This is a genomic window from Rhodococcoides trifolii (assembly GCF_014635345.1).
Taxonomy (GTDB): Bacteria; Actinomycetota; Actinomycetes; order Mycobacteriales; family Mycobacteriaceae; genus Rhodococcoides; species Rhodococcoides trifolii.
This window is the reverse complement of record NZ_BMCU01000002.1, coordinates 741,511-766,586: the sequence shown is the minus strand read 5'-3', so window position 1 is coordinate 766,586 and position 25,076 is coordinate 741,511. Positions and strand designations below refer to the sequence as shown.

The 25,076-nt window shown below is 64.9% G+C and carries 27 protein-coding genes; 2 read left to right on the top strand and 25 right to left on the bottom strand.

Annotation, left to right across the window (positions count from 1 at the left end; genetic code table 11):
• Positions 1-149: 149 nt before the first annotated feature.
• The 15 genes from nuoN to IEW02_RS10725 form a co-directional block, all read right to left on the bottom strand.
• Positions 150-1,721, bottom strand: a complete 1,572-nt coding sequence (nuoN, locus tag IEW02_RS10795) for an NADH-quinone oxidoreductase subunit NuoN (protein WP_188544780.1) — start codon at positions 1,719-1,721, stop codon at positions 150-152.
• Positions 1,718-3,295: an NADH-quinone oxidoreductase subunit M gene (locus IEW02_RS10790; RefSeq protein ID WP_188544779.1), complete on the bottom strand. Its 1,578-nt coding sequence runs from the start codon at positions 3,293-3,295 to the stop codon at positions 1,718-1,720. The genes nuoN and IEW02_RS10790 overlap by 4 nt, the downstream gene beginning before the upstream one ends.
• Positions 3,295-5,169 (bottom strand): NADH-quinone oxidoreductase subunit L, encoded by a 1,875-nt coding sequence (nuoL, locus tag IEW02_RS10785; RefSeq protein WP_188544778.1) that lies wholly within the window; start codon positions 5,167-5,169, stop codon positions 3,295-3,297. The genes IEW02_RS10790 and nuoL overlap by 1 nt, the downstream gene beginning before the upstream one ends.
• 13 nt (positions 5,170-5,182) lie before the next feature.
• The gene (nuoK, locus tag IEW02_RS10780) at positions 5,183-5,482 is read right to left on the bottom strand and encodes an NADH-quinone oxidoreductase subunit NuoK (protein WP_188544777.1); all 300 of its coding nucleotides are present in this window, start codon (positions 5,480-5,482) and stop codon (positions 5,183-5,185) included.
• The gene (locus tag IEW02_RS10775; protein ID WP_188544776.1) at positions 5,479-6,240 is read right to left on the bottom strand and encodes an NADH-quinone oxidoreductase subunit J; all 762 of its coding nucleotides are present in this window, start codon (positions 6,238-6,240) and stop codon (positions 5,479-5,481) included. Before IEW02_RS10775 ends, nuoK begins: the two co-directional genes overlap by 4 nt.
• Positions 6,237-6,761: an NADH-quinone oxidoreductase subunit NuoI gene (gene nuoI / locus IEW02_RS10770; protein ID WP_188544775.1), complete on the bottom strand. Its 525-nt coding sequence runs from the start codon at positions 6,759-6,761 to the stop codon at positions 6,237-6,239. The genes IEW02_RS10775 and nuoI overlap by 4 nt, the downstream gene beginning before the upstream one ends.
• Positions 6,754-8,073: an NADH-quinone oxidoreductase subunit NuoH gene (nuoH, locus tag IEW02_RS10765; protein ID WP_188544774.1), complete on the bottom strand. Its 1,320-nt coding sequence runs from the start codon at positions 8,071-8,073 to the stop codon at positions 6,754-6,756. Before nuoH ends, nuoI begins: the two co-directional genes overlap by 8 nt.
• Positions 8,070-10,457: an NADH-quinone oxidoreductase subunit G gene (locus tag IEW02_RS10760; RefSeq protein WP_188544773.1), complete on the bottom strand. Its 2,388-nt coding sequence runs from the start codon at positions 10,455-10,457 to the stop codon at positions 8,070-8,072. The genes nuoH and IEW02_RS10760 overlap by 4 nt, the downstream gene beginning before the upstream one ends.
• A complete protein-coding gene (nuoF, locus tag IEW02_RS10755) occupies positions 10,454-11,755 on the bottom strand; it encodes an NADH-quinone oxidoreductase subunit NuoF (protein ID WP_188544772.1) in 1,302 nt (433 codons plus the stop codon). Before nuoF ends, IEW02_RS10760 begins: the two co-directional genes overlap by 4 nt.
• 1 nt (position 11,756) lies before the next feature.
• The gene (gene nuoE / locus IEW02_RS10750) at positions 11,757-12,509 is read right to left on the bottom strand and encodes an NADH-quinone oxidoreductase subunit NuoE (RefSeq protein ID WP_188544771.1); all 753 of its coding nucleotides are present in this window, start codon (positions 12,507-12,509) and stop codon (positions 11,757-11,759) included.
• Positions 12,506-13,798 carry an NADH dehydrogenase (quinone) subunit D gene (gene nuoD / locus IEW02_RS10745; RefSeq protein WP_188545286.1) on the bottom strand — a complete coding sequence of 431 codons (1,293 nt, stop codon included), beginning with the start codon at positions 13,796-13,798 and terminating at the stop codon, positions 12,506-12,508. Before nuoD ends, nuoE begins: the two co-directional genes overlap by 4 nt.
• 29 nt (positions 13,799-13,827) lie before the next feature.
• Positions 13,828-14,496: an NADH-quinone oxidoreductase subunit C gene (locus IEW02_RS10740; protein ID WP_188544770.1), complete on the bottom strand. Its 669-nt coding sequence runs from the start codon at positions 14,494-14,496 to the stop codon at positions 13,828-13,830.
• Positions 14,493-15,047: a NuoB/complex I 20 kDa subunit family protein gene (locus tag IEW02_RS10735; RefSeq protein WP_188544769.1), complete on the bottom strand. Its 555-nt coding sequence runs from the start codon at positions 15,045-15,047 to the stop codon at positions 14,493-14,495. The genes IEW02_RS10740 and IEW02_RS10735 overlap by 4 nt, the downstream gene beginning before the upstream one ends.
• Positions 15,048-15,087: 40 nt before the next feature.
• Positions 15,088-15,447 carry an NADH-quinone oxidoreductase subunit A gene (locus IEW02_RS10730; protein ID WP_188544768.1) on the bottom strand — a complete coding sequence of 120 codons (360 nt, stop codon included), beginning with the start codon at positions 15,445-15,447 and terminating at the stop codon, positions 15,088-15,090.
• A gap of 129 nt (positions 15,448-15,576) precedes the next feature.
• Positions 15,577-15,987 carry a DNA-binding transcriptional response regulator gene (locus tag IEW02_RS10725; RefSeq protein WP_188545285.1) on the bottom strand — a complete coding sequence of 137 codons (411 nt, stop codon included), beginning with the start codon at positions 15,985-15,987 and terminating at the stop codon, positions 15,577-15,579.
• Between the two features lie 106 nt (positions 15,988-16,093).
• Here IEW02_RS10725 and IEW02_RS10720 point away from each other — a divergent pair, with 106 nt between their 5' ends.
• Positions 16,094-16,408 carry a hypothetical protein gene (locus IEW02_RS10720; RefSeq protein WP_188544767.1) on the top strand — a complete coding sequence of 105 codons (315 nt, stop codon included), beginning with the start codon at positions 16,094-16,096 and terminating at the stop codon, positions 16,406-16,408.
• A 16-nt stretch (positions 16,409-16,424) separates the two neighbouring features.
• Here the strand turns inward: IEW02_RS10720 and IEW02_RS10715 are convergent, their stop codons facing one another.
• From IEW02_RS10715 to IEW02_RS10690, 6 genes are all read right to left on the bottom strand, one after another.
• The gene (locus tag IEW02_RS10715; RefSeq protein ID WP_188544766.1) at positions 16,425-16,730 is read right to left on the bottom strand and encodes a DUF2469 domain-containing protein; all 306 of its coding nucleotides are present in this window, start codon (positions 16,728-16,730) and stop codon (positions 16,425-16,427) included.
• A 130-nt stretch (positions 16,731-16,860) separates the two neighbouring features.
• Positions 16,861-17,610, bottom strand: coding sequence for a ribonuclease HII (locus tag IEW02_RS10710; protein WP_188544765.1), 750 nt, complete (start codon positions 17,608-17,610; stop codon positions 16,861-16,863).
• Positions 17,607-18,383: a signal peptidase I gene (gene lepB / locus IEW02_RS10705; protein ID WP_188544764.1), complete on the bottom strand. Its 777-nt coding sequence runs from the start codon at positions 18,381-18,383 to the stop codon at positions 17,607-17,609. Before lepB ends, IEW02_RS10710 begins: the two co-directional genes overlap by 4 nt.
• Positions 18,384-18,398: 15 nt before the next feature.
• Entirely contained in the window at positions 18,399-18,740 is a 342-nt protein-coding gene (gene rplS / locus IEW02_RS10700) for a 50S ribosomal protein L19 (protein WP_188544763.1), read from the bottom strand.
• 197 nt (positions 18,741-18,937) lie between these two features.
• Positions 18,938-19,792, bottom strand: coding sequence for a hypothetical protein (locus tag IEW02_RS10695; RefSeq protein ID WP_188544762.1), 855 nt, complete (start codon positions 19,790-19,792; stop codon positions 18,938-18,940).
• 30 nt (positions 19,793-19,822) lie between these two features.
• A complete protein-coding gene (locus tag IEW02_RS10690) occupies positions 19,823-22,138 on the bottom strand; it encodes a Tex family protein (RefSeq protein WP_229745935.1) in 2,316 nt (771 codons plus the stop codon).
• A 62-nt stretch (positions 22,139-22,200) separates the two neighbouring features.
• On the opposite strand from IEW02_RS10690, the gene IEW02_RS10685 reads away from it, so the two are divergent.
• The gene (locus IEW02_RS10685) at positions 22,201-23,124 is read left to right on the top strand and encodes a serine hydrolase (protein ID WP_229745934.1); all 924 of its coding nucleotides are present in this window, start codon (positions 22,201-22,203) and stop codon (positions 23,122-23,124) included.
• On the opposite strand, the gene trmD is transcribed toward IEW02_RS10685, so the two are convergent.
• From trmD to rpsP, 4 genes are read right to left on the bottom strand one after another with little or no spacing between them, the layout of a single operon-like run.
• Positions 23,121-23,807 (bottom strand): tRNA (guanosine(37)-N1)-methyltransferase TrmD, encoded by a 687-nt coding sequence (trmD, locus tag IEW02_RS10680; protein WP_188544760.1) that lies wholly within the window; start codon positions 23,805-23,807, stop codon positions 23,121-23,123. The genes IEW02_RS10685 and trmD overlap by 4 nt on opposite strands.
• Position 23,808: 1 nt before the next feature.
• Positions 23,809-24,351 (bottom strand): ribosome maturation factor RimM, encoded by a 543-nt coding sequence (rimM, locus tag IEW02_RS10675; RefSeq protein ID WP_188544759.1) that lies wholly within the window; start codon positions 24,349-24,351, stop codon positions 23,809-23,811.
• Positions 24,352-24,358: 7 nt separating this feature from the next.
• Complete coding sequence (locus IEW02_RS10670) at positions 24,359-24,601, bottom strand: RNA-binding protein (protein WP_188544758.1); 243 nt, start codon at positions 24,599-24,601, stop codon at positions 24,359-24,361.
• Positions 24,598-25,047: a 30S ribosomal protein S16 gene (gene rpsP / locus IEW02_RS10665; protein ID WP_188544757.1), complete on the bottom strand. Its 450-nt coding sequence runs from the start codon at positions 25,045-25,047 to the stop codon at positions 24,598-24,600. The genes IEW02_RS10670 and rpsP overlap by 4 nt, the downstream gene beginning before the upstream one ends.
• Between the last annotated feature and the right edge of the window lie 29 nt (positions 25,048-25,076).

The following is a 25,076-nucleotide window of genomic DNA, read 5'->3' as shown; positions in this document are numbered from 1 at the left end:
TGAATGGGATGGGGTGGCACCTGTCAGGCCCGGCACGGTATGCGCGCGGTCACGACACCGAGTGCGATCCGCTCACGACGTGGACAAAGGCACGCATCGAGCCGTGTGCCCATGGCAATTCCGTAAGCGAATCGCTCGAGCGCCGCCGATCAGCGCACGAACTGCGCCGCCGAATCCGCGAGGTCCAGGATGGGTTGAGGCGCCAGTCCCAACACGATGGTGACAGCCGTGGCGAGGAACAGAGCCACACCGGTCAGCGCACTGGGCACTACCACCACCTGCGTGTCCGACGTCGGTTCGGTGAAGAACATCGCCACGATCACCCGCACATAGAAGAACGCGGCAATGGCGCTGCTCAGAATTCCCACGAGCACGACCGGAGTGGCGCCACCCTGCACCGCCGCCTGGAACACGGCGAACTTCCCCACGAACCCACTTGTGAGTGGAATACCGGCGAACGCCAGGAGGAACAGCGCGAATGTCGCGCCGATCAGGGGCGAGCGCCTACCCAGACCCGCCCACTGCGACAGCACCGGCACCTCGCCGTCCCGGTCCCGAACCAACCCGACGACGGCGAAAGCGCCGAGGGTGCTGAACCCGTACGCGAACAAATAGAACATCGTCGACGACAGACCAGCCCTGTCCGCAGCGACGAGACCGGTGAGCATGAACCCGGCATGCGTCACCGACGAGTACGCAAGCATGCGCTTGACGTCCGTTTGAGACACCGCCAACACCGCGCCGACAAGCATGGTCAGGATGGCGACACCCCACAGCAACGGACGCCACTCGTCACGCAGGGCCGGCAGCGCGACGTAGAACATACGCAGCATGGCTCCGAACGCCGCCACCTTCGTGGCCGCGGCCATGAATGCAGTGATCGGGGTGGGCGCGCCCTGGTATACATCCGGAATCCACGAGTGGAACGGCACCGCACCGATCTTGAACAACAAACCCACCGCAACCAGACCGGCGCCGACGAGCAGCAACGTGCTGTTCTCCGTCCGCGCTTCCACGACGTCCCCGATGCCGGGTAGTGCCAGTGTCCCGGCGTACCCGTAGAGCAGCGCCACCCCGAAGAGGAAGAACGCGGACGAGAAAGCGCCGAGGAGGAAATACTTGAGCGCGGACTCCTGCGACAGCAGACGGCGTCGCCGAGCCAGTGCGCACAGCAGATACAGCGGAAGCGAAAAGACCTCCAGCGCAACGAACATCGTGAGCAGGTCGTTCGACGCCGGGAACAGAAGCATGCCGCCGACCGCAAACATGGTGAGCGGAAAGACTTCGGTTTGCTCGGCACCTGCGTCCGTGGCCTCGCGTTCGGCATCGCTACCCGGCACCGCCGACGCGCGGGGCGCAAAAGCATCTGCGCCCACCGCTGCGTGCGCCGCTCCCACACTCACGGCGTTCTCCACCCGCCGCTCCCCGATCAACAGGAGAGCGAGGAATGCCACGATCAAGATGGTGCCCTGGAGGAACAGTGTCGGGCCGTCGACCGCCACGGCGCCCATCACCGTGGCGGAACCGGGCGACGAGAAGTTCACGGCGAGCAGCACGACCGCAAGAACAGCTACCGCGGTTCCCCCCAGACCGAGCACCAGATGACTGGTACGTCGCAACCGTGCCGGAACGAAGGCTTCGACGATCACACCGGCGATCGCCACGGTGAAGATGACGAGCATCGGTGACAGCTGTGCGTATTCGACCGACGGAGTAGTCATCGATGTCCACCTTCCGCGCCTACTGTGGACCGATCACCGGAGACCGCGGGTAGCGGGTCCTGCTGATGCACCGCGGTGAGGGTGTGCCCGACAGCCGGGTTCACTATGTCGAGAACCGGTTTCGGGTACACCCCGAGCACGATCAGCAATGCGATCAGCGGAACGAGAACGACGGTCTCGCGCGGAACCAGGTCACGGATGCGAGCGTTTCCGTCGGCGACCGGCCCGGTCATCACTCGTTGGTAGAGCCACAGGATGTAGACGGCAGACAGTACGAGCGCACCGGCTGCGATCACCGCGGCGGCGTTGTAACGGGAGAAGGTACCGACCAGCACCAAGAACTCGCTGATGAACGGGGCCAGCCCGGGCAGGGACAGCGTCGCCAAACCTGCGACGAGGAACGTCCCGGCAAGGACCGGAGCCACTTTCTGCACCCCGCCGAACGACGCGATGGCCCGCGACCCACGCCGGGACACAAGGAACCCGGCAACCAGAAACAGTGCAGCGGTGGAGATTCCGTGGTTGACCATGTAGAGGGTCGAGCCGGACTGACTTTGCGTCGTCATCGCGAAGATGCCCAGAATGATGAACCCGAAGTGCGAAATCGAGGTGTACGCAATCAGTCGCATCATGTCCGTCTGCGCGATCGCCATGATGGCGCCGTAGAGAATTCCGACGACGGCCAACGTGACGATCACGGGAGCGAAATATCGTGACGCATCGGGAAAGAGCTGCAGACAGTACCGCAACATGGCGAAGGTGCCCACCTTGTCGACCACGGCCATCATGAGAACGGCAGTGGCCGGGGTCGATTCGACGGCGGCGTCCGGTAACCACCCGTGGAAGGGCCACAGCGGGGCCTTGACCGCGAACGCGAACATGAACCCGAGGAACAATGCTTTCAGAAGGGCGGGATCGGCGCCCGACTCGCCGGACGTCGCCGCCGCGACGATGTCGCGAAAGTCGAACGTGCCTGGACCGTTTCGGGTGGTCACCACGTACAACCCGATCACCGCGGCCAACATCACCAGACCGCCGACCAGGTTGTACAGCAGGAAGCGGACTGCGGCCGCAGATCTGTTGGCTTGGTCCTTCGCCCGTCCACCGAAGCCGCCGATGAGGAAATACATCGGAATCAGCATTGCCTCGAAGAAGATGTAGAACAGCAGGATGTCGAGAGCGGTGAACGACACCATCACCATGGCTTCGACGATCAGGGTCAGAGCGACATAGGTGTGCACGGTTCGTCCGCGTCCGTGTTCGCCGTCCGTGTCGTTCCAGCCCGCCAGCAGCAGAAGGGGAACCAGAACGGCCGTCAGCAGCACCAGCACCAGCGCGATGCCGTCGACCCCCAGGGTGTACCTTGTCCCGAACGCTGGTATCCACGAACGTGATTCGACGAACTGATATTGTGCACCACTCGGATCGAACCGGAGGGCCAACACGACGGCAAGAACGAGGACCATCGACGACACCACCAGACCGGCCGTCTTGGCGGTCCTGGAGTGCGCAGGCGGGAGCGCGAGTATCGCAACGGCACCGACGACGGGCAGCAGCCACAGAATCGACAGCATCAGCGCACCGCCACCATCATCATGACCGCGAGAACCGCCGCGGCGCCCGCGAACATCGCGAGTGCGTAGGACCGAACGAAACCTGTCTGAAGTCGACGAATGCGCTCTGAGGAGCCGGTGACCGCAGTCCCGACACTGGTCACCACACCGTCGACCACCCGGCGGTCGAGCAGTGCGGTGACCCGCACGAGCCACCGGCCCGAGGTCAGCACGACCTTCTCGTTCACTGTGTCGCCGTACAGGTCTCGACGCGCTGCCGTCGTCAGCACGGACACGTCCTCGGGTGCGACACTCGGGACGTCCCGCGTTCCGTAGGCGCGGTACGCCGCACCGACACCGATCGCCACCACCGCCAGCGTCATGGTGGTGACCACCCACACCGGAAGACCGCCCTCCGCGTGATGCTCCCCCACAACGGGTTCCAACCAGTTCTGCAGCGACGAACCGACGGCGAGCAGTGCGCCCGCACCGATCGAACCCAGAGCGATCACGACCATCGGAGCCGTCATCACGGTCGGTGACTCGTGTGGGTGTTCGTTGCCGTCCGCCCATCGAGGCGCGCCGAAGAAGGTCATCACCATGACGCGGGTCATGTAGAACGCAGTGAGCCCGGCGCCGAGAAGTGTGATCACCCCGAGGATCACGCCGGCGACGCCTCCGGCGCCGAATGCCACCTCGATGATCTTGTCCTTGGAGAAGAATCCGGCAAACGGTGGCACTCCGATGATCGCGAGGTAACCGAGACCGAAAGTCACGAACGTCACCGGCATCACCTTGCGGAGTCCCCCGTAGCGTCGCATGTTCACGTCGTCGTTCATTCCGTGCATCACCGACCCCGCCCCGAGGAACAGGCCGGCCTTGAAGAATCCGTGGGTGAGCAGGTGCATGATCGCGAATGCGTAACCGGCAGGGCCCAATCCGGCCGCCAGGATCATGTACCCGATCTGACTCATCGTCGACGCGGCGAGGGCTTTCTTGATGTCGTCCTTCGCGCATCCGATGACGGCGCCGAACAGCAACGTCACCGCCCCGACCACCACCACTGCGGCTCGCGCCACGGGCGCGAGGTCGAAGACGGCATTGGACCGCACGATGAGATAGACCCCGGCGGTGACCATCGTGGCCGCGTGGATCAGGGCGGACACCGGCGTCGGTCCCTCCATCGCGTCGCCCAGCCACGACTGCAGCGGAACCTGGGCCGACTTGCCGCACGCGGCAACCAGCAACATGAGCCCGAGGGCCGTCACCGTTCCCTCGCCCGCAGAGCCGACGCCGGAGAACACCTCCGCGTAGGAGACACTGCCGAACGTCGCGAACATGATCATCAATGCGATCGCAAGGCCGGTGTCACCGACTCGGTTGACGATGAACGCTTTCTTGGCTGCCGTTGCCGCGGAGGGCTTGTGGTGCCAGAACCCGATCAACAGGTACGACGCGAGTCCGACGCCTTCCCATCCGACGTAGAGGCCCAGGAAGTTGTCGGCCAGAACGAGGAGAAGCATCGCCGAGAGGAACAGATTGAGGTAGGCGAAGAACCGTCGCCGGTCGGGGTCGTCGGCCATGTACCCGGCCGCGTAGAGGTGAATGAGCGATCCGACTCCCGTGATGAGAAGCACGAAGCACATCGACAGTTGATCGAGCTGGAGGCCGAAGTCCACCTGCAGACCGGCCACCGGGATCCACGAGAACAGAGTGTCGACGACGGCGCGGTCGGCGGCGTCACGCCCGACCATGTCGGCGAACAGGCCCACGGCCACCCCGAACGATGCGAACGACGCGGCGACACCCAGCCAATGTCCCCACGCGTCGACGCGACGACCGAGCAACAGCAGCACGATCGCACCGGCCAGCGGTAGCGCGATCAACAACCACATGTCTCGGCCCCCGTCAGTACTTCAGTAGATTTGCGTCGTCGACCGATGCCGAACGGCGGGCACGAAAGATGGTCATGATGATGGCAAGACCCACCACGACCTCGGCGGCGGCGACCACCATGGTGAAGAACGCGAAGACCTGACCGTCGAGGTTGCCGTGCATGCGAGCGAAGGACACGAACGCAAGATTGGATGCGTTGAGCATGAGCTCGATGCACATGAAGACCACGACGGCGTTGCGCCGCAACAAGACTCCAGCGGCGCCGATCGTGAACAGCAATGCCGCGAGGTACAGGTAGTTGTCGGGATTCATCGACGCTCCCGTTCCTTCTCGGGAGCGTCTCTGTGCCCTTGCAGCATCCGGTTGACGGACAGCGGCGAGGACGAACCGTCGGGTAGTCGTGCGGGCATGTCCACCGCATTGTGCTGTGCGTAGACCCCCGGGTTGGGCAGCGGAGTCGCCCGTGCCCCGGCTCGAAAACGCATGACGGACAACTGTTTCTGGTCCTGGCGTTCGTGGAACGTCTCCCGGTGCGCCAACACCATGGCCCCGAGGGTGGCGGTGATGAGCAGTGTCCCGGTCAGCTCGAACGCCCACACGTACCGGACGAAGATCAGATCTGCGAGCGCCTGGACGTTTCCACCTGCATTCACCGCGTCGAGACCGACGTTTCCGATCTGCGCCGTGGCCGAACCGATCCCCGCGATCAGCAGTACCCCGAACCCCAGCCCCGCAGTAATTGCCGCCGCTCGCTGGCCCCGGAGTGTCTCGACCAGTGAGTAGGCCGAATCCACTCCGACCAGCATCAGCACGAACAGGAACAGCATCATCACCGCTCCGGTGTAGACGACGATCTGCACGACGCCGAGAAAGACTGCGCCCTGGGCGATGTAGAGAAGTGCGAGCATGATCATCGTCGTCGCCAGAAAGAGCGCGGAGTAGACCGCTTTGCCGGCGCAGACTGTTCCGAGGGCGCCGATCACGGCGACAACCGCGATCACCCAGAACTGCACTGCTTCCGCCGTGGACGTCGTTTCCGCTGCGAGGAGGACGGTCTGCGAGGCGGTCACTCGGTCTCCCCTGCCGACCCGGTCACGTCCCCGCGGTAGTAGTCCTCCGCACGGGTGCCCGGGGCCATCGGGTGCGGCGCCTCGGTCATGCCCGGCTCCATGGGTCCGAGCAGGCGAGTCTTGTCGTAGATCAGATCCGCGCGGTTGTCGTCGGCGAGTTCGTATTCGTTGGTCATGGTGAGCGCTCGTGTGGGGCACGCCTCGATGCACAGACCACAACCGATGCAGCGCAGATAATTGATCTGGTACGTCCGCCCGTACCGCTCACCGGGTGAGAACCGTTCCTCTTCCGTGTTGTCGGCACCCTCGACGAATATGGCGTCGGCCGGACACGCCCAGGCGCACAACTCACAGCCGATGCACTTCTCCAGACCGTCCGGATGCCGATTCAGCTGATGCCTCCCGTGATAGCGCGGGGCCGTCGGCGTCTTGACTTCCGGATAGTTCTCGGTGACGGGTTTTTTGAACATGGTCGAAAAGGTGACGCCGAACCCCGCGATGGGGCCCAGGAATTCAGGCATCGCTGCTCTCCTTGGTCGACGAAACACCGTCGCTCGTGCGTACCCGGCGGAATGCGGGCATGGTCTGGTTGGGCATCGGAGGCACCGGGAAGCCGCCGGCCATCGGGTCGAACGGCGCGGGATCGACGGGCCGCGGGTTGGACGAGGCTTGTTCTTCGGGAACCGATTTCGCAGCCTTTGTCCTGCGACGCAGCAATCCTGCGGCGACCACGACGACGATCAGACCGGCTACGACAAGGACGACGGACAGCGCCTCGTACCCCTCGTTGCGCAGCGCCCGAACCGTGGCGACGACCATGATCCAGACCAGCGACACCGGAATGAGAAACTTCCACCCGAGGTTCATGAATTGGTCGTAGCGCATCCGCGGCAGCGTCGCCCGAAGCCAGATGAAGCAGAACATGAACATCCATACCTTGGCGGTGAACCACACCAGCGCGAACCAACCGGAATCGGCTCCGTCCCGGAGGCTGAGCGGCCACGGTGCGTGCCACCCGCCGAGGAACAGTGTGGTCGCCAGCGCCGACACCGTCACCATGTTGACGTACTCCGCGAGCATGAACATGGCGAAGTTGAGCGAGGAATACTCGGTGTGAAACCCGCCCACGAGTTCGCCTTCGGCTTCGGGAAGGTCGAACGGAGCTCGATTGGTTTCCCCGACCATCGAGGTGACGTACACGAGGAACGACGGCAGCAGAAGGATCACATACCAGGTGCCCGTCTGAGCCTCCACGATGCCGGAGGTCGACATGGTCCCGGCGTAGAGGAACACCGCTGCGAACGACAGGCCCATGGCGATCTCGTACGAGATCACCTGCGCCGTCGACCGAAGTCCCCCGAGCAACGGGTAGGTGGATCCGGATGCCCACCCCGCCAACACGATTCCGTACACTCCCACCGACGTGACCGCGAGGATGTACAGCACGCCCACGGGAAAGTCGGTCAGCTGCAACGGTGTTCGTGTGCCGAAGATGGAGACGACCGGTCCGAACGGAATGACCGCGAACGCCATGAACGCGGGCACGGTGGCGATGATGGGTGCGAGCAGGTACACGGGCTTGTCCACGCCCTTGGGGATGATGCCTTCCTTCAGTGCAAGCTTGACGCCGTCCGCGAGACTCTGCAGCAATCCGCCGGGCCCGACGCGGTTGGGTCCGATGCGCATCTGCATCCACGCCATGACTTTCCGCTCGGCGAGGATCATCACCAGCACGGTCAGGACCAGAAAGACGAACACGGCCAACGCTTTGAGGACGACGAGCCACAGGGGATCGTGTCCGAAAGCCGACAGGTCCGTCGCAGCGAGGGTCATCGAATCTCGCCTTGCGCGAACCGGATTCGAACGATCTCGCCCGACTTCGATGCGAGTTGTCTGCGCACCGCCGAGCCGGGCGAGTTGACCGGGAGCCAGACCACCCGATCAGGTAGGTCGGACAGGGCCATGGGCAGCGTGATCGTTCCGCGCTCCGAGCTGACCTCGATCGGGTCCCCTTCCGACACGTACAACTCGGCGGCAGTGGCTGCGGACATCCGAACCACCGGAGTCCGCGCAGTTCCCGCCAAGTTCGGTTCTCCGTCCTGCGCACGGCCGGAGTCGAGCAACATTCGCCAGCCGGCGAGAACGGCCTCGCCCGGTCCGGGGACGGCGGGGGTCGCCCCGGGCATCGACGGGGCCGGAACCCGGTTCCCGGTCCACGGACCGAGCTCGTCGATCTCCGCGCGGACGTCGTCCGTCTCGGCCGTACCCAGGTCGGCACCGAGGGCGTCGGCCAACGCATGAAGGACCCGATGATCGGCCAGCGCGCCGACGGTCGGCAGCGCGGCCGCAGAGGGGCGTAGGCGCCCCTCCCAATCGAGGAATGCGCTCTTCTTCTCCGTCGTCGCGGCAACCGGGAACACGACGTCGGCGACGTCGGTCACGGCGCTGGCCCGGATTTCGAGGCTGACGACGAAACCCGGACCGGACAGCGCGGACAGCGCGGCGAGCGGATCCGCCAGATCGTCGACCTCGACACCACCGACGACGAGAGCGCCGAGCTCACCCGATCCGAGAGCAGAGAGCATCGAATCGGTATCGCGGCCGACACCGTCCGGCAGTTCCGGGGTGTCCCACAGGGCAGCCATCTCGGACCGCGCTCCCGGATCGGTAGTGGGACGACCTCCCGGCAGCAGGCCCGGCAGCGCGCCCGCTTCGAGAGCGCCGCGCTCGCCCGCGCGACGAGGAATCCATGCCGTGCGAGCCCCGGTGGCGTCCGCGAGGGCTGCGACCGCGGTCAGGGTGCCCGCGATCTCCGCGGCGCGCTCCCCTACCAGAATCACCGAGCCGGGCGCGCGCAGCGCTTCCCCCACATCGGAGCCGAGCACGGCATCGATGGCAGCGGGCTCCGTGCCGGGAACGGCACGGACGAGTCGTCCACCGAGCTTCTCGAGGCCACGCGAGGTGAAGGGAGCAACGGCGTGGACCACGAGAGATCCGGCCCGCACCGCCTTGCGCAACCGAAGGAAGACGATGGGTGACTCCTCCTCCGGCTCGAACGCAACGAGAAGTACGACGGGCGCGGCTTGGAGGTGCTCGTAGGTGACGTCCAGGGCATGCCCGGCAACACGTGCAGCCAGGAAGGCCGCCTCCTCCGCACTGTGCGGTCGGCTGCGGAAGTCGATGTCGTTGGTGCCGAGCACTGTTCGGGCGAACTTCGCGTAGGCGTACGCGTCCTCGACGCTCGTGCGGCCGCCGACCAGAACACCGGTGGGCGTGCCCGCCAGACCCCGCGCGGCGACCTCCATGGCCTCGGACCACGATGCCTCGCGCAGGGTGCCGTCCACGTCTCGGATCAGCGGGCTCGTGATGCGATCGCGAGCGCTCGTGTACGCGAACGCCCACCGGCCCTTGTCGCAGTTCCACTCCTCGTTGACCGAGGGGTCGTCGCCGGCCAATCGGCGCAGCACCGTTCCCCGGCGGTGGTCCGTCCGCTGCGCACACCCACTGGCGCAGTGCTCGCACGTCGAGGGGGTGGAGATCAGATCGAACGGTCGAGCACGGAAGCGGTAGGAGGTACCGGTGAGTGCACCGACGGGGCACACCTGCACGGTGTTACCCGAGAAATACGATTCGAAAGGCTCCGCACCGTAGATGCCGACCTGCTGCAGGGCACCGCGTTCGAGCAGTTCGATGAACGGGTCACCCGCGATCTGCTCGGAGAATCGCGTGCATCGCGCACACAGAACGCACCGCTCCCGGTCCAGCAACACTTGCGACGACAGCGGAATCGGTTTGGGGTACGTGCGTTTGACGTCCTCGAAGCGCGATTCCGGTCTGCCGGAGGACATTGCCTGGTTCTGCAGCGGGCACTCACCGCCCTTGTCGCACACGGGGCAATCGAGCGGGTGATTGATCAGGAGCAACTCCATGACGCCTGCCTGTGCCTTGGCGGCGTCGGGCGACGAATGCTGCGTCTTGACGACCATGCCCTCGGCGACGGTCGTGGTGCACGAGGCCAGAGGTTTACGCTGGCCCTCCACCTCGACGAGGCACTGGCGGCACGCCCCGACGGGTTCGAGAAGCGGGTGGTCGCAGAACCGCGGTATCTGCACGCCCATCTGCTCGGCAGCGCGAATGACCAACGTGCCCTTGGGAACACTGATGGGAATGCCGTCGATCGTCAGAGTGACCTTGTCGGTCACGGCGTCGGTACTCATGACATCGGTTCTCCCACCATGAGTTCGGCAAGACGGGGATCGAACGGGCATCCACGGTTCTCGACGTGGGCCACGTACTCGTCGCGGAAGTAGGTGAAGGACGACACGATCGGACTCGCGGCGCCGTCACCGAGTGCGCAGAACGACTTGCCGAGGATGCTTTCGCTGATGTCGAGCAACTTCTGCAGATCGGAGTCGTTGCCTTCGCCGCGTTCCATCCGCTGCAGGATCTGCACGAGCCAGTAGGTTCCCTCCCGGCACGGTGTGCACTTTCCGCACGATTCGTGGGCGTAGAACTCGGTCCAGCGCAACACCGCTCGCACGACACATGTCGTCTCGTCGAAGATCTGCAGTGCCTTGGTGCCCAGCATCGACCCGGCCGCCGCGACGCCCTCGTAGTCGAGAGGAACGTCGAGGTGTTCGTCGGTGAACATCGGCGTCGACGATCCGCCGGGCGTCCAGAACTTGAGCCGATGGCCGGTGCGCACCCCGCCGCCGTATTCGAGCAACTCGCGCAACGTGATTCCCAGAGGCGCCTCGTACTGGCCGGGGTTGTTCACGTGTCCCGACAACGAGTACAGCGTGAAACCCGGGGACTTCTCCGATCCCATGGACCGGAACCACTCGATTCCGTTCTGCAGGATGAGGGGGACGGACGCAATGGACTCGACGTTGTTGACCACCGTCGGGCATGCGTACAACCCGGCTACCGCGGGAAACGGTGGGCGAAGTCGCGGCTGTCCACGCTTGCCCTCGAGCGAATCCAGCAACGCCGTCTCCTCACCGCAGATATAGGCGCCGGCCCCGGCGTGCACGATCAGCTCGAGGTCGAACCCGGATCCCCCGATGTCCGTGCCCAGGTATCCCGCCGCGTATGCCTCGGCCACCGCCGTGTGCAGCCGGCGCACGACGGGAATCACTTCGCCGCGAACGTAGACGAAGGCGCGCGACGCGCGAATGGCGTACGCCGCGATGATGATTCCCTCGACGAGAACGTGCGGAGTAGCCATCAACAGCGGCATGTCCTTGCATGTGCCCGGTTCCGATTCATCCGCATTGACCACGAGATAGTGCGGCTTCCCGTCACCCTGTGGAATGAAGCTCCATTTCAGACCGGTCGGGAAGCCTGCGCCCCCGCGTCCGCGCAGACCGGCGTCCTTGACCGTTCCGATGACCTCGTCCGGTGACATGGCAAGAGCCGTGGTCAATCCGGTGTATCCGCCATGACGCAGATACGACTCGAGCGTCCACGAGGACGGCTCGTCCCAGTACCGGCTCAGAACAGGACTCAGGGCCATGTCAGTCCTCCTCCCGCGACGGTACGACCGGTGCCCGCATGTCGCGTTCGCGGGCGACGGTCAGGCCGGCGAGCGACGAATGTCCGGACGTGTCACCGACACCGGGCCGTGGATCGGGGAAGCCCGCAAGAATGCGCTCGGTTTCGCGGAACGTGCACAGCGGCTCACCTCGGGTGGGAACTGCGCCCGCACCCGACCGCAGATCATCGACCAGCGCCCTCGCCGATTCCGGGGTCTGATTGTCGAAATATTCCCAGTTGACCATCACCACGGGCGCGTAGTCGCACGCCGCGTTGCACTCGATGTGCTGCAGGGTGACCTTGCCGTCCGGGGTGCTGCCACCGTGCGCGGTGTCGAGATGATCTTCGAGGGCGGCCATCACGGCGTCACCGCCCATGACGGCACACAGGGTGTTGGTGCACACGCCGACCAGGTAGTCCCCCGTAGGACTGCGCCGGTACATCGAATAGAAGGTGGCGACCGAAGCGACCTCTGCACCGGTCAAGTGCAGATGGTGCGCGCAGAATTCGATACCCGCGGGGGTGATGTATCCGTCCTCGGACTGGACGAGGTGCAGCAGCGGCAGCAGCGCCGAACCCGGGTGCGGGTAGCGGGCGATGATCGTCTCCGCGTCGGCGTCGAGGCGTGCGCGCACGTCGAGCGGGTACGACATGGGCGCACCGGGAACCACCAGCTGGGCCGACTCGTCTTGCCGGGCACCGAGTGTCACGAAGACGGGTTCGCTCTGCGTCATCGGTCCACTCCTCCCATCACGGGATCGATGCTGGCGACGGCCGCAATGACGTCGGAGAGCATGCCGCCTTCGCACATCGCAGCCACGGACTGCAGATTGGTGAACGACGGATCGCGATAGTGCACTCGGAACGGGTGCGCACCTCCGTCACTGACCATGTGGACGCCGAGTTCGCCTCGCGGCGACTCGACCGCGCAGTACACCTGCCCCGCCGGTACTCGGAACCCCTCGGTGACCAACTTGAAATGGTGGATCAGCGACTCCATCGAGCTGTCCATGATGGTCCGCACGTGGGCGGGCGACTGTCCCAGTCCGTCCTTGCCGAGTTTCAGGTCGGCCGGCCAGGCGATCTTCTTGTCCTCGGCCATCACCGGGCCCGGACGCAGCCGGTCCAGACACTGTTCGACGATCTTCAGTGACTCGGTCATTTCGTCGACGCGAATCATGTACCGGCCGTAGGCATCACTCGTGGTGGCGGTGCAGACGTCGAACTCGTAGTTCTCGTATCCGCAGTACGGGTCGCTGACCCGCAGGTCGTGTGGCAACCCGGTGGCACGCAGAATGGGTCCGGTGATGCCGAGCGCCATGCATCCGGTCAGATCCAGGTATCCGATACCATCGGTGCGCGACTTCCAGATCTTGTTGTCGTCCAAGAGATTTGCCATGTCTCGCAGGCGGGTGGGCAGGAGCGTCAACAGGTCCCTGATCTTTCCCACCGCGTCGTCCGGCAGATCCTGCGCCAACCCTCCCGGCCTGACGAAGGCGTGATTCATCCGCAATCCGGTGATGTTCTCGAAGATGTCGAGGATCAGTTCGCGTTCCCGGAAACCGAACAACATCGCCGTGACCGCGCCGAGTTCCATCCCGCCGGTTGCGAGCGCGACGAGGTGGGAGGAAATGCGATTGAGCTCCATCAGCATCACCCGAATCACGTTGGCGCGCTCGGGAATCTGATCGGTCACGTCGAGCAGTTTCTCGACACCGAGGCAGTATGCCGTCTCGTTGAAGAACGGTGACAGATAGTCCATGCGGGTGACGAAGGTGACGCCCTGCGTCCAGTTACGGAACTCGAGCGACTTCTCGATGCCGGTGTGCAGGTAGCCGATTCCACAGCGTGCCTCGGTCACGGTTTCACCCTCGAGTTCGAGGACGAGACGCAGCACACCGTGCGTGGACGGGTGCTGCGGACCCATGTTGACGACGATGCGTTCGTCCTTCATCGTGCTCGCGGCGGCGACCACGTCGTTCCAGTCCTCGCCGCTCACGGTGACCCCGGTGTCGGTGCTCAGCGGGTAGGCCGGAGGCCGGTCGGTTTCCATCAGTGATACCCCCGTCGTTGATCCGGTGGTGCGATACGGGCGCCCTTGTACTCCACCGGTATTCCTCCGAGTGGGTAATCCTTGCGGCCGGGATGCCCGTTCCAGTCGTCCGGCATCTGGATGCGAGTGAGGGCAGGGTGACCGTCGAACACGATGCCGAAGAAGTCGTACGTCTCCCGCTCGTGCCAGTCGGTGGTGGGGTAGGTCGCGAAGAGGGACGGGATGTGTGGATCCGAATCCGGCACGGACACTTCCACTCGCACACGGCGATTGTGAGTGATCGACATGAGGGCGTACACGGCGTGCAGTTCGCGACCGGGCGAGTCCGGATAGTGCACACCGCTCACGCCGAGACAGAGTTCGAAGCGTAGGTCCTGTTCGTCACGAAGTCGGCCTGCCACCGCCGGCAGATACTCCCGCTCGACGTGCAGCGTCAGTTCGTTTCGGAACACCACCACGTCGAGAGCATCCGCGGCGCTGACTCCTACCTCCGCGAGGGATGCCTCGAGTGCATCGACCAACTCGTCGAACCAACCCCCGTACGGCCGAACTGTGCGCTCGGGCAACGACACCGGACGTTCGAGACGCCCGTAACCCGAGGTGTCACCCGTTCCGTGGACGCCGAACATTCCCCGCTGCGGGCTGGAGAACTGTCGAGGCCCGGTCATCGCAGCAGGCCGGTCATTTCGATCGTGGGCTTCGCGGACAGAGCGGCCTTTTCCACCTCGCGGGCAACCTCGTCGCGGTGGACGCCGAGAGGCATCTCCTGAATCTTTTCGTGCAGCTTCAGAATTGCGTGAAGCAACATCTCGGGCCGTGGCGGACAGCCGGGAAGATAAATGTCCACCGGCACCACGTGATCGACACCCTGCACGATCGCGTAGTTGTTGAACATACCCCCCGACGACGCGCAGACGCCCATGGCGAGAACCCATTTGGGCTCGGCCATCTGGTCGTAGATCTGACGCAGCACCGGCGCCATCTTCTGACTGACCCGCCCCGCGACGATCATGAGATCGGCCTGGCGTGGAGACGCGCGGAACGCTTCCATTCCGAATCGCGCAATGTCGAACCGCCCGGAGCTCGTTGCCATCATTTCGATTGCGCAGCAGGCAAGTCCGAACGTCGCCGGCCACAGCGATCCTTTACGGACATACCCGGCCAACCCCTCGACCGTGGTCAGCAGGAAACCGCTCGGCACCTTCTCTTCTATGCCCATGGCCGCTCAGCCTTCCGAAGGTCCGTCTCGATGCTGCAGGTCAATCCCAACTGAGCCCACCTCGTCGCCACTCGTAGGCGTAGGCCACCGCGGCGCTGAAGACGAAGAGCGCCATGGCGACGAGGCCGAAGAATCCGAGCGCGTCGAAATGCACGGCCCAGGGGTAGAGAAAAACGATTTCGATATCGAAAATGATGAAGAGCATTGCCGTCAGGTAGTACTTCACCGGGTAGCGCCCGCCGCCCATCGGAAGAGCCGTCGGTTCGATTCCGCACTCGTACGCGTCGAGCTTCGCCCGGTTGTACCGTTTCGGCCCGACGATGGACGCCACGACTACGGAGAACACTGCGAAGGCCACTGCGATCAGGCCCAGTACGAGTACCGGTACGTACGCGTTCATGACCCTCCTCGCGGACCGAAACTTCCGGTGCTTGTGATCTTGACCACAGAGTAGACGCGTTGTCGGTAACCGCGTATCGGTTTCGGGGCAGAAAGTTCGTTTTGGTGAGTACTCGACCGAAAAAAGCTGTTACGCAGGGAGTTCCGTGTTCGCGATGCGTGAGCGCAGCAGCGACACGACCGTGTCGGTCAGTACGAAGGGGTCGATCGGCCGGGGCACGGCCGCCTCGGCACCCGACCACGCCGCCAGCCAGGCGTCGTCGGCTCGCCCTGTGATGACCACGATCGGCGGGCAGCCCTCGATCTCGTCCTTGAGCTGCTTCGCTATGCCGATCCCTCCCGCGGGAGCAGCCTCGCCGTCCAGAATCACCAAGTCGATGCCGGCGGCGTCCAAGTGAGCCACCACGATGGGCTCGGACGCTACCTCGACGTACTCGAGCCGCGGCAGAGCCAAATGCGGGCGCACGCCGACGGCTCTCATCACCTGTCTCCTCGCGTCGGCGTTGTCGCTGTAGAGCAGAATGATCAGCGGCGCATCCATTCCGGGCACTGTGTCGTCGGTCACACCAGCGATGCTAGACCGACGACGCTGGACCACGGCGGCTATTCGGTACGCAGGACGGCCCGAGTGCTGACAGAATCTGTTCATGACGAGTCTCGTGGACCAGCGTGAGATGCGCAGCCTGCTGGACCCGATGCCGACCGGAGAGCGCTTCGTGCTCCGCAGACAACCGGAGATCGGGTTTCCCGACGACCCGTACCTACTTCTTCTCACCGTGACGGGCGGCCGAACCCCCGACATTCGCGCCCTCGAACGCGGCAATTACGCGTGGGCGCTGCGCAAGGCGCGGGAACTGCGTATCCCGGATTGCAACATTTCCCACGACTACGTCGAAACCGACGGCAGCGACGACGGTTACGAGGGGTGGCACCTCAACGCTCGCATCGTTCGCGGCGCCTGAGCTCCACCGTCGCCTTCTACTCCGGAAGCCGCAGGTCCGGCTTGTCCAGCTCTTCGATGTTGACGTCCTTGAAGGTGATGACCCGGACGTGTTTGACGAAGCGCGCGGGCCGGTACATGTCCCACACCCACGCGTCGGTCATCCGCAGTTCGAAGTAGATCTCGCCGTCCGCGTTGCGCGGAATCATCTCCACCGAATTGGTGAGGTAGAACCGACGTTCGGTCTCGACGACGTAGGTGAACTGTCCGACGATGTCCCGGTACTCGCGGTAGAGCGAGAGTTCCATCTCGGTTTCGTACTTCTCGAGATCTTCGGCACTCATCGGTGGCGACGTCCTCCTTCTGATTCCGACCGGCCTCCGGCCTGCCCGCTTCTGATTCCGACCGGCCTCCGGCCTGCCCGCTTCTGATTTCGACCGGCCTCCGGCCTGCCCGCTGTGCAGTGATGAGTCATCATCGCGCACGCGCGGCGTCGCGGTCCATTCGACCCATGACTGCCGCCACGTCGTCCAGGCCGTCTGCTCTGGTCGCCGCCGCGACGTTGGCGTAGGTCATCCGGTGTTCGCGGCTGGGTCCGAGGTCGGAAAGCATGCGTGCGTGCATCTTCGTGCTGTATCCCTTGTGGACCGAGAATCCGTAGCCGGGCAGCTCGGTGTCCATCTCCCGCATGATGCGGTCGCGATGGACCTTGGCCAGGACGCTCGCCGCTGCGATACACGCCGCCGATGCGTCCCCGCCGATGACAGGCAGCGACGGCGCGCACAGTCCGGGCACCTTGAAGCCGTCGGTGAGGACGTATCCGGGTGTGACACCCAGGCCGGCGATCGCTCGGCGCATGCCTTCGATGTTGGCCACATGGATGCCGATCCTGTCGATCTCCTCGGCGGGGAACGACACGATGCTCCACGCCGTCGCGTATCGCTTCACCTTGGGGTACAACGCTTCTCGCGTCCGCTCGGTGAGCTTCTTGGAGTCGTCGATATCGGCCAGAGACGACAGAGCCCGTTCACCGAGCACACACGCCGCCACCACCAACGGGCCGGCGCAGGCACCGCGCCCGGCCTCGTCGACACCGGCGACCGGACCCAGACCGGAGCGCAACAGGGCCGCTTCCATGGTCCGCAGCCCGGCAGCCTTGCGAATGACGACGCGCGGCGGCCAGGACGTACGAGAGAGCCGCGGAATCGACGTGCGGCGGGTCACTGACCTTGAATGGCCGGGGAGTCGAGCAGACCCCAACGCGACGGGGGCAACACGATCAGCTGCGCCTTGCCGATGACGTTGTCGATCGGGATAGTCCCCTGCAGCTCGTCCCCGACGTGATAGCGCGAATCCGCGGAGTTGCTCCGGTTGTCACCCATCACCCAGACGTTGCCCTCGGGAACGGTGACCGGGTCGAAGCATCGGCCGGACTTCAAAGGCGTATCGCAGGTCTGCTGGCCGGGGGTGAACGGAAAGTCCATCTTGATGTACGGCTCGTCGAGTGGTTTGCCGTCCACCAGAACCCGGCCCTGATCGTCGCAGCACTGTACGGTCTGGCCGCCGGTGGCGATGACACGCTTGACCAGATCGTTCTCGTCCGGTGCGACCAACCCGACCAGCGAGCCCAATTCCTGGAAGCCCCGCTTGATCGTGTTGGACGAGCGGGTGGAGACGAAGTCCCCGTCCCACGACTCCGGCCCCTTGAAGACCACCACGTCACCGGGTTGCGGATCGCCGAATCGGAAGGACACCTTCTCGACGACGATCCGGTCACCGGTGCAGCCGGCACAGCCGTGCAACGTCGGCTCCATCGATTCCGAGGGAATCAGATAGACCCGCGCGATGAACGTCTGCAAAAGAAAACTGAGTAACAGAGCAACGACGATGAGGATCGGAAGCTCACGCCAGAACGAGCGCTGCTTCTTCTCTTTCTTGACGGGTTGCTGAGACCCGTCTGGTTCGCTGCCGCTTTCAGGAGGAAGAGTCTGCGCCACCGGTTCAGGCTAGCGTCAGCGCTTCTCTTTGATCTTGGCAGCCTTGCCGCGGAGCTCACGCAGGTAGTACAGCTTGGCGCGACGCACGTCACCGCGGGTGACGACCTCGATCTGAGCGATGTTGGGGGTGTGCACCGGGAAGGTGCGCTCGACGCCCACGCCGAAGGAAACCTTGCGGACGGTGAACGTCTCGCGGATGCCGCCGCCCTGACGACGAATCACGACGCCCTTGAAGATCTGGACACGCTCTTTGGTGCCCTCGATGACCTTGACGTGCACGTTCAGGGTGTCACCGGCGCGAAATTCGGGGATATCGTCGCGAAGCGACTTGTTGTCCAGGAAGTCCAGGGTGTTCATATTCGTCATCCTTGCGTTGAATCGCGTGAGCAGAGGACCCGAGCGGCTACCGCCGATGCGTGACGCGCCGGCGATGCTCGACTGGTTCGTACTCCGAGTAGGTGTCTACCGCGGCACGACGAACAGAGCCGTGCGTAGGCAACCCGTCGATTGTGCCAGACGGACCCCGGACCGACGAAATCGTGGACCGACGAGCGCTAGATGGACACTCGTCGTCTGTCGTCCCCGGATGTGGGCGGTGGCGGTGCGGCAACCACGGTGCGATCGAGTTCGACCTCGGTGGCCTCGAGAACATGCTCGACGTTCGGCGTCCCGGCGATCATGTCCTGCGTCCAGATCTTGGCGCGGATGAGCGGGCGCCGAATGTTCTTCTCGCGGCGCAGTGCTCGCTCCATGCGTTTCGGCTTGCGGGTGTAGCGCCACCGTGCCCACGGGGCGCTCGGCCGGGACAGCCGGATGGCGCCGACGATCAGCAACGGGAACACGAAGAGTCCGACCAGTCCGGTCCAGATCTTCCCCTTGAGCAACACCATCCCCGCGAGCAGAAGGTTCACGACCGCCAGCGCGACGATCAGACCGCGAACCGCAGGGTTCGGGTCCTCGCGGAATCCCGACACGTCGAAGAGTTCGAGGGGGCGCAGACCGAACAGCAGCATCACGGTGACCGCGATGGCCACGAAGACCGCGTCGACCGACGCGCGACCCTGCTCGGCCCAGTAGACGTCGGCAAGGTAGAAGATCAGCGCGAACTCGTCGAGGACCAGCGCGGCGCCGATGCCGAAGAACGTCGCCAACACGGCGCCGGTGGTTTGCGTCCCGTCGACGTAGACCGCGATGAGCGCGATTCCCGAGGCCAGCATGCACACGACACCGAACACGACGTGATGCACATGATGGCCGCCCGGGGTCACGTTCCCCGGCCACCACCTCACCTGCGCGCGAATCAATCGCACGCTGACGCGAATGAAGACGAAGCCGACGATGAAGCCCACCAGAAAGAAGAGCAGCGGAAGACGTCCGTGCTCCGCGAGATGGTGCATCCACCGATCCATGATCGTGAGCTTAACTGCGACGCGACGGCGCTATTTGCCGAATCCGGCACGTCGCAGCGCGTCCGCCATCGAACCCGCGGCCGGTGGCGCACTCGCCGGACGCGAACCGCTCTGCTTCGGCGAGCGGTTGGGAGCGGCAGCGGGTTTGCTGCCCCCGCGAGGACGGTCCGCCGACTTGCGCGGACCAGCCGGTGCTCCCACCTCGTCGTCCAAACGCAGAGACAGGCCGATGCGCTGGCGTGGGAGGTCCACCTCCATCACCTTCACACGTACGACGTCACCCGACTTCACCACCTCGCGCGGATCCTTGACGAACGAGTGCGACATCGCGGAGACGTGGACCAGTCCGTCCTGGTGCACGCCGATGTCGACGAACGCACCGAACGCCGCGACGTTGGTCACCTGCCCTTCGAGAACCATCCCCGGCTTCAGGTCCGCGACCTTCTCGACGCCGGCTGCGAACGTCGCGGTCTTGAACTCCGGTCGAGGATCCCGGCCCGGCTTCTCGAGCTCGGCCAGGATGTCGGTGACCGTCGGGAGCCCGAACCGGTCGTCGACGAAGTCCGACGGCGACAATGTGCGCAGGACGGCGCTGTTGCCGATCACTTCGCGCACACCGACCCCCGCCTTGCCCACGATGCGGCGCACCACCGGGTAGGCCTCGGGGTGCACGCTGGACCGGTCGAGTGGATCGTCTCCGCCGGAGATACGAAGGAAGCCCGCGCACTGCTCGAAGGCTTTCGGGCCCAGTCTCGCAACGTCCTTCAGCGCACGGCGGTTGGGAAACGGTCCGTGCTGGTCGCGGTGAGCCACGATGGACTCGGCCAGCGAACCCGCCACGCCGGACACACGGGAGAGCAGAGGTACCGACGCGGTGTTGACGTCGACACCGACGGCGTTCACCGCGTCCTCGACCACGGCGCCGAGCGACCGCGCGAGCATCGTCTCGGACACGTCGTGCTGATACTGACCCACGCCGATCGACTTCGGGTCGATCTTGACCAGTTCGGCAAGTGGGTCCTGCAGACGTCGTGCGATGGACACGGCACCACGGATCGAGACATCGAGATCGGGAAGTTCCTGCGAGCCGTACGCCGAGGCGGAGTAGACGGACGCACCCGCCTCCGACACGACGACCTTGGTCAGCTTCGCATCGGGAAACTTGGTGATCAGTTCGGTTGCGAGCGTGTCGGTTTCGCGCGACGCGGTCCCGTTGCCGATCGCGATCAACTCGACCCTGTGCTTGGCGGCCAGTGCGGCGAGCGTCGCGAGGGCGTCGTTCCACTTGCCCTGCGGCTTGTGCGGGTAGATGGTCTCGTAGTCGAGGACCTTGCCGGTGGCGTCGACGACCGCGATCTTCGTACCCGTTCGGAAGCCCGGATCGAGTCCCATCGTGGTGCGGCTTCCCGCTGGTGCTGCGAGGAGGAGGTCCTTAAGGTTGGACGCGAAGACGTCGACCGCGTCCGCCTCGGCGCTCTGCCGCAACCGCATCCGGGTGTCGATCGCCAAGCTCAGCAGGAGCTTGGTGCGCCACGCCCAGCGGACGGTGTCGAGCAACCACGGATCCGCGGGCCGCCCGCGATCGGCGATGTCGAACCGCGTTGCGATGCGGCCTTCGTACACAGAACGGGCGCCGGGTTCCTGCTCGTCGCGCTCGGGTTCCATCGTGAGCGCCAGCACCTCCTCCTTCTCACCGCGCAGGGCGGCGAGAATGCGGTGCGAAGGCACTGTGGTGAACGGTTCCGAGAACTCGAAGTAGTCGGCGAACTTGGACCCTTCGTCCTCCTTGCCTTTACGCACTTTCGCCGTGAGCCGGCCGCGGGCCCACATCAGCTCGCGCAGCTCACCGACCAGGTCGGCGTCCTCGGCGAACTGCTCGACGAGAATTGCCCGAGCGCCGCTCAGCTGCTCCTCGGAGTACTGCGCGGGGTCGGCCGTCGGGTCCGAGATCAGCGCATCGGCGACGGGCTGGTGACCGGCCTCGCGGGCGATCTGCGCTTTGGTGCGACGCTTGGGCTTGAACGGCAGGTAGATGTCCTCGAGCCGCGCCTTGGTGTCGGCGAGAAGCAGGCTGCTCAGCAGTGTGTCGTCCAGCTTGCCCTGCGAGCGAATGGATTCCACGATCGACTCGCGCCGTTCGTCGAGCTCCCGAAGGTAGCGAAGGCGCTCGTCGAGGTTGCGCAGCTGGGTGTCGTCGAGGGTTCCGGTGACCTCTTTGCGGTAGCGGGCGATGAACGGAACCGTCGCTCCCCCATCGAGAAGATCGACCGCAGCGCGGACCTGTTCCTCACGGATCTGCAGTTCTTCGGCTATACGTTGGTTGACTGACTTCTGAACTTGCGTCACGGCGATGGACCCTACCGCGCCGGTACTGTCGGACGGGTATCGAGACCGAGGGGTAGAACGCGATGACGAGGTGGGCGTCTGCTTTCGCGGTCGTCGCGGTGCTCGGTGTCTGCGCATGCTCCGCGCCTGTCGTCGACGAGCCGCCCTCGGTGACCACACCGGAGTTCCCGGCTGCCGACATGGAGACCGCACCGGACCTCACCGGCCGCCTGCAGCAAGCCACGGACGGTGCCGCGGCTCGGGGTGCGCAGCTCTCCGTCGGATTCCTCGACCGCACCACCGGTACGTACATGGGAGTCGGGGACACCGATCCCATCGAAACGGCCTCTGTGGTCAAGCTTTTCATCGCCGACGACATCCTGTTCCGCGAGTCGCGCGGCGAGATCGTTCTGACGCAAACCGACCTGGACAACCTCGCCCCGATGCTGACGTCCTCGGACGACAGTGCCGCCGAGGTCCTGTGGAGTTCGTACGGGGACACCGACATCGTCACTCGCGTCGCCTCCCGGTACGGCTTGGTGGCGACGACTCCGCCCGCGAACGGCAGATGGTGGAACACCGAGACCACCGCCGCGGACATCGTCCGCTACTACGCATCGTTGCTCGACGGGACCGGCGGACTCGCGCGCGACCGCGCCGATCGCATCATCGGCCTTCTCGAATCGTTCACGCCCGAGGGCACGGACGGTTACCCGCAGTCGTTCGGCATTCCGTCGGCACTACCGGGCGAAACGACGCGCGGAGTCAAACAGGGCTGGATGTGTTGTGTCTCGAACCGATGGATCCATCTCTCGACGGGGTTCGTCGGTGACGGCGCACGGTACGTCGTGGCGGTCATGTCGCGCGAAGAGTTGTACCAAGGCGCGGACGGGGCGGCCGACGGTATCGACACCGCCCCCGCGGACGACGACGGCGCGAAGCACGCCCGCGCAACCGTGACGGGCGCACTGAAGATCCTGTTCCCGACCGGGACCGTGGCGGGCTAGGGCTGGTCCGGCAGCAAGTCAGGCCGACGCTCCCGTGTCCGTTGCAGCGACTGCTCCCGGCGCCAGGCCTCGATGCGCGCGTGATCGCCGGACAGAAGGATCGGGGGGACGTCGAGGTCGCGCCACGACACCGGGCGGGTATAACTAGGACCTTCGAGGAGACCGTCGGAGAACGAATCCTGCTCGTGCGATTGCTGATTGCCCAGTACACCGGGTACGAGCCGCGTGAACGCCTCGCACATCACCAGCACCGCCGCCTCTCCGCCGATCAGCACGTAGTCGCCGATGCTGACTTCCTCCACGCGAACACGGCGCGCAGCGTCGTCGACCACCCGCTGATCGATACCTTCGTAGCGGCCGCAGGCGAACACGAGGTGCTCCTCGTGCGACCAGCGCTGCGCCGTCTCCTGGGTGAAGGGCACGCCCGCGGGAGTGGGGACCACGAGTATCGAGTTCTCGTCCAGCACTTCGTCGAGCGCGTCCCCCCACACGGTGGGCTTCATGACCATTCCCGGCCCGCCGCCGTACGGCGAATCGTCGACGGCCTTGTGCACGTCGTGGGTCCACGAGCGGAGGTCGTGCACGCCGAGTTCGACGAGTCCCTTGTCGATTGCTTTGCCCAGCAGGGCAGTTCGCAACGGTTCGAGGTATTCGGGAAAGATGGTGACGACATCGATACGCACGTCAGTCCCCGTCCAGGAGACCTTCGGGAGGGTCGATCTCGATCGTTCGATCGTCACGGGACACGGACGTGACGATGGCTGCGACGAACGGAACCAACAGCTCTCCGGCATCCTGACCGGCGGGTCGGATGGACAGCAATTCGCCTGCAGCGGAATGCAGTACCTCGATCACCGTGCCCACCTCGACACCGGCCTGCGCGTGATCGGCCCCGAACCGCACGGCCATGCCTTCGAGTTCGTGGTCGTAGAACTCGTCCGGATCGTCCGACGGTGGCAGTTCCGATGTGTCGACGACGAACAGCACGCCGCGCAGGGCATCGGCCTCACCACGATCGGTGATCCCCTCGAGACGCAGCAGAAGCCGCCCGGAGTGTTCCCGGACGGCTTCCACCGTGTACTCGGTGACGACGTTCGAACGACGAGGCTTGCCGCGCAGCGTGTTACCCACTGCAAAGCGATCGTCGGGATCGTCAGTGCGTACTTCGACGACGAGCTCACCTTTGATGCCGTGCGACTTGGCCACACGACCGACGACGAGCTCCACTGCGCTGTTACTGATCCGTGTCGACGACGTCGACACGAATTCCGCGTCCACCGATGCCGGCGACGAGGGTCCGCAACGCTGTGGCGGTGCGACCACCACGGCCGATCACCTTCCCCAGATCGTCGGGGTGCACATGCACCTCGACGGTGCGGCCACGGCGGCCGGTGATCATCTCGACACGGACGTCATCGGGATTCGCGACGATGCCGCGAACCAGATGCTCGATCGCATCGGCGACGACGGTGCTCACTTCTCGGCGGCCTCGCCCGTTGCGTCGGCTGCGGTGTCAGCGGCCTCGTCGGTCTTGGCGGCCTTCTTCTTCTTCGGGGTGGTGGCGTCGCCGGTGGGGGCGTCGTCGGCCTGCGCGAGTGCAGCGTTGAACAGGTCGAGCTTCGACGGCTTGGGCTCGGCGTGGCGCAGGGTGCCTTCGGTGCCGGGAAGGCCCTTGTACTTCTGCCAGTCACCGGTGATCTTCAGGAGGGCCTCGACGGGCTCGGTCGGCTGCGCGCCGACACCCAGCCAGTACAGGGCGCGCTCGGAGTTGACGTCGATGAGCGACGGCTCTTCCTTCGGGTGGTACTTGCCGATGGTCTCGATGGCACGGCCACCACGGCGGGTACGCGCGTCGGCGACGACGATGCGGTACTGCGGGTTGCGGATCTTGCCGAGACGGGTGAGCTTGATCTTGACGGACATGCTGGTAGAGCCTCTTTCGATGATTGGTC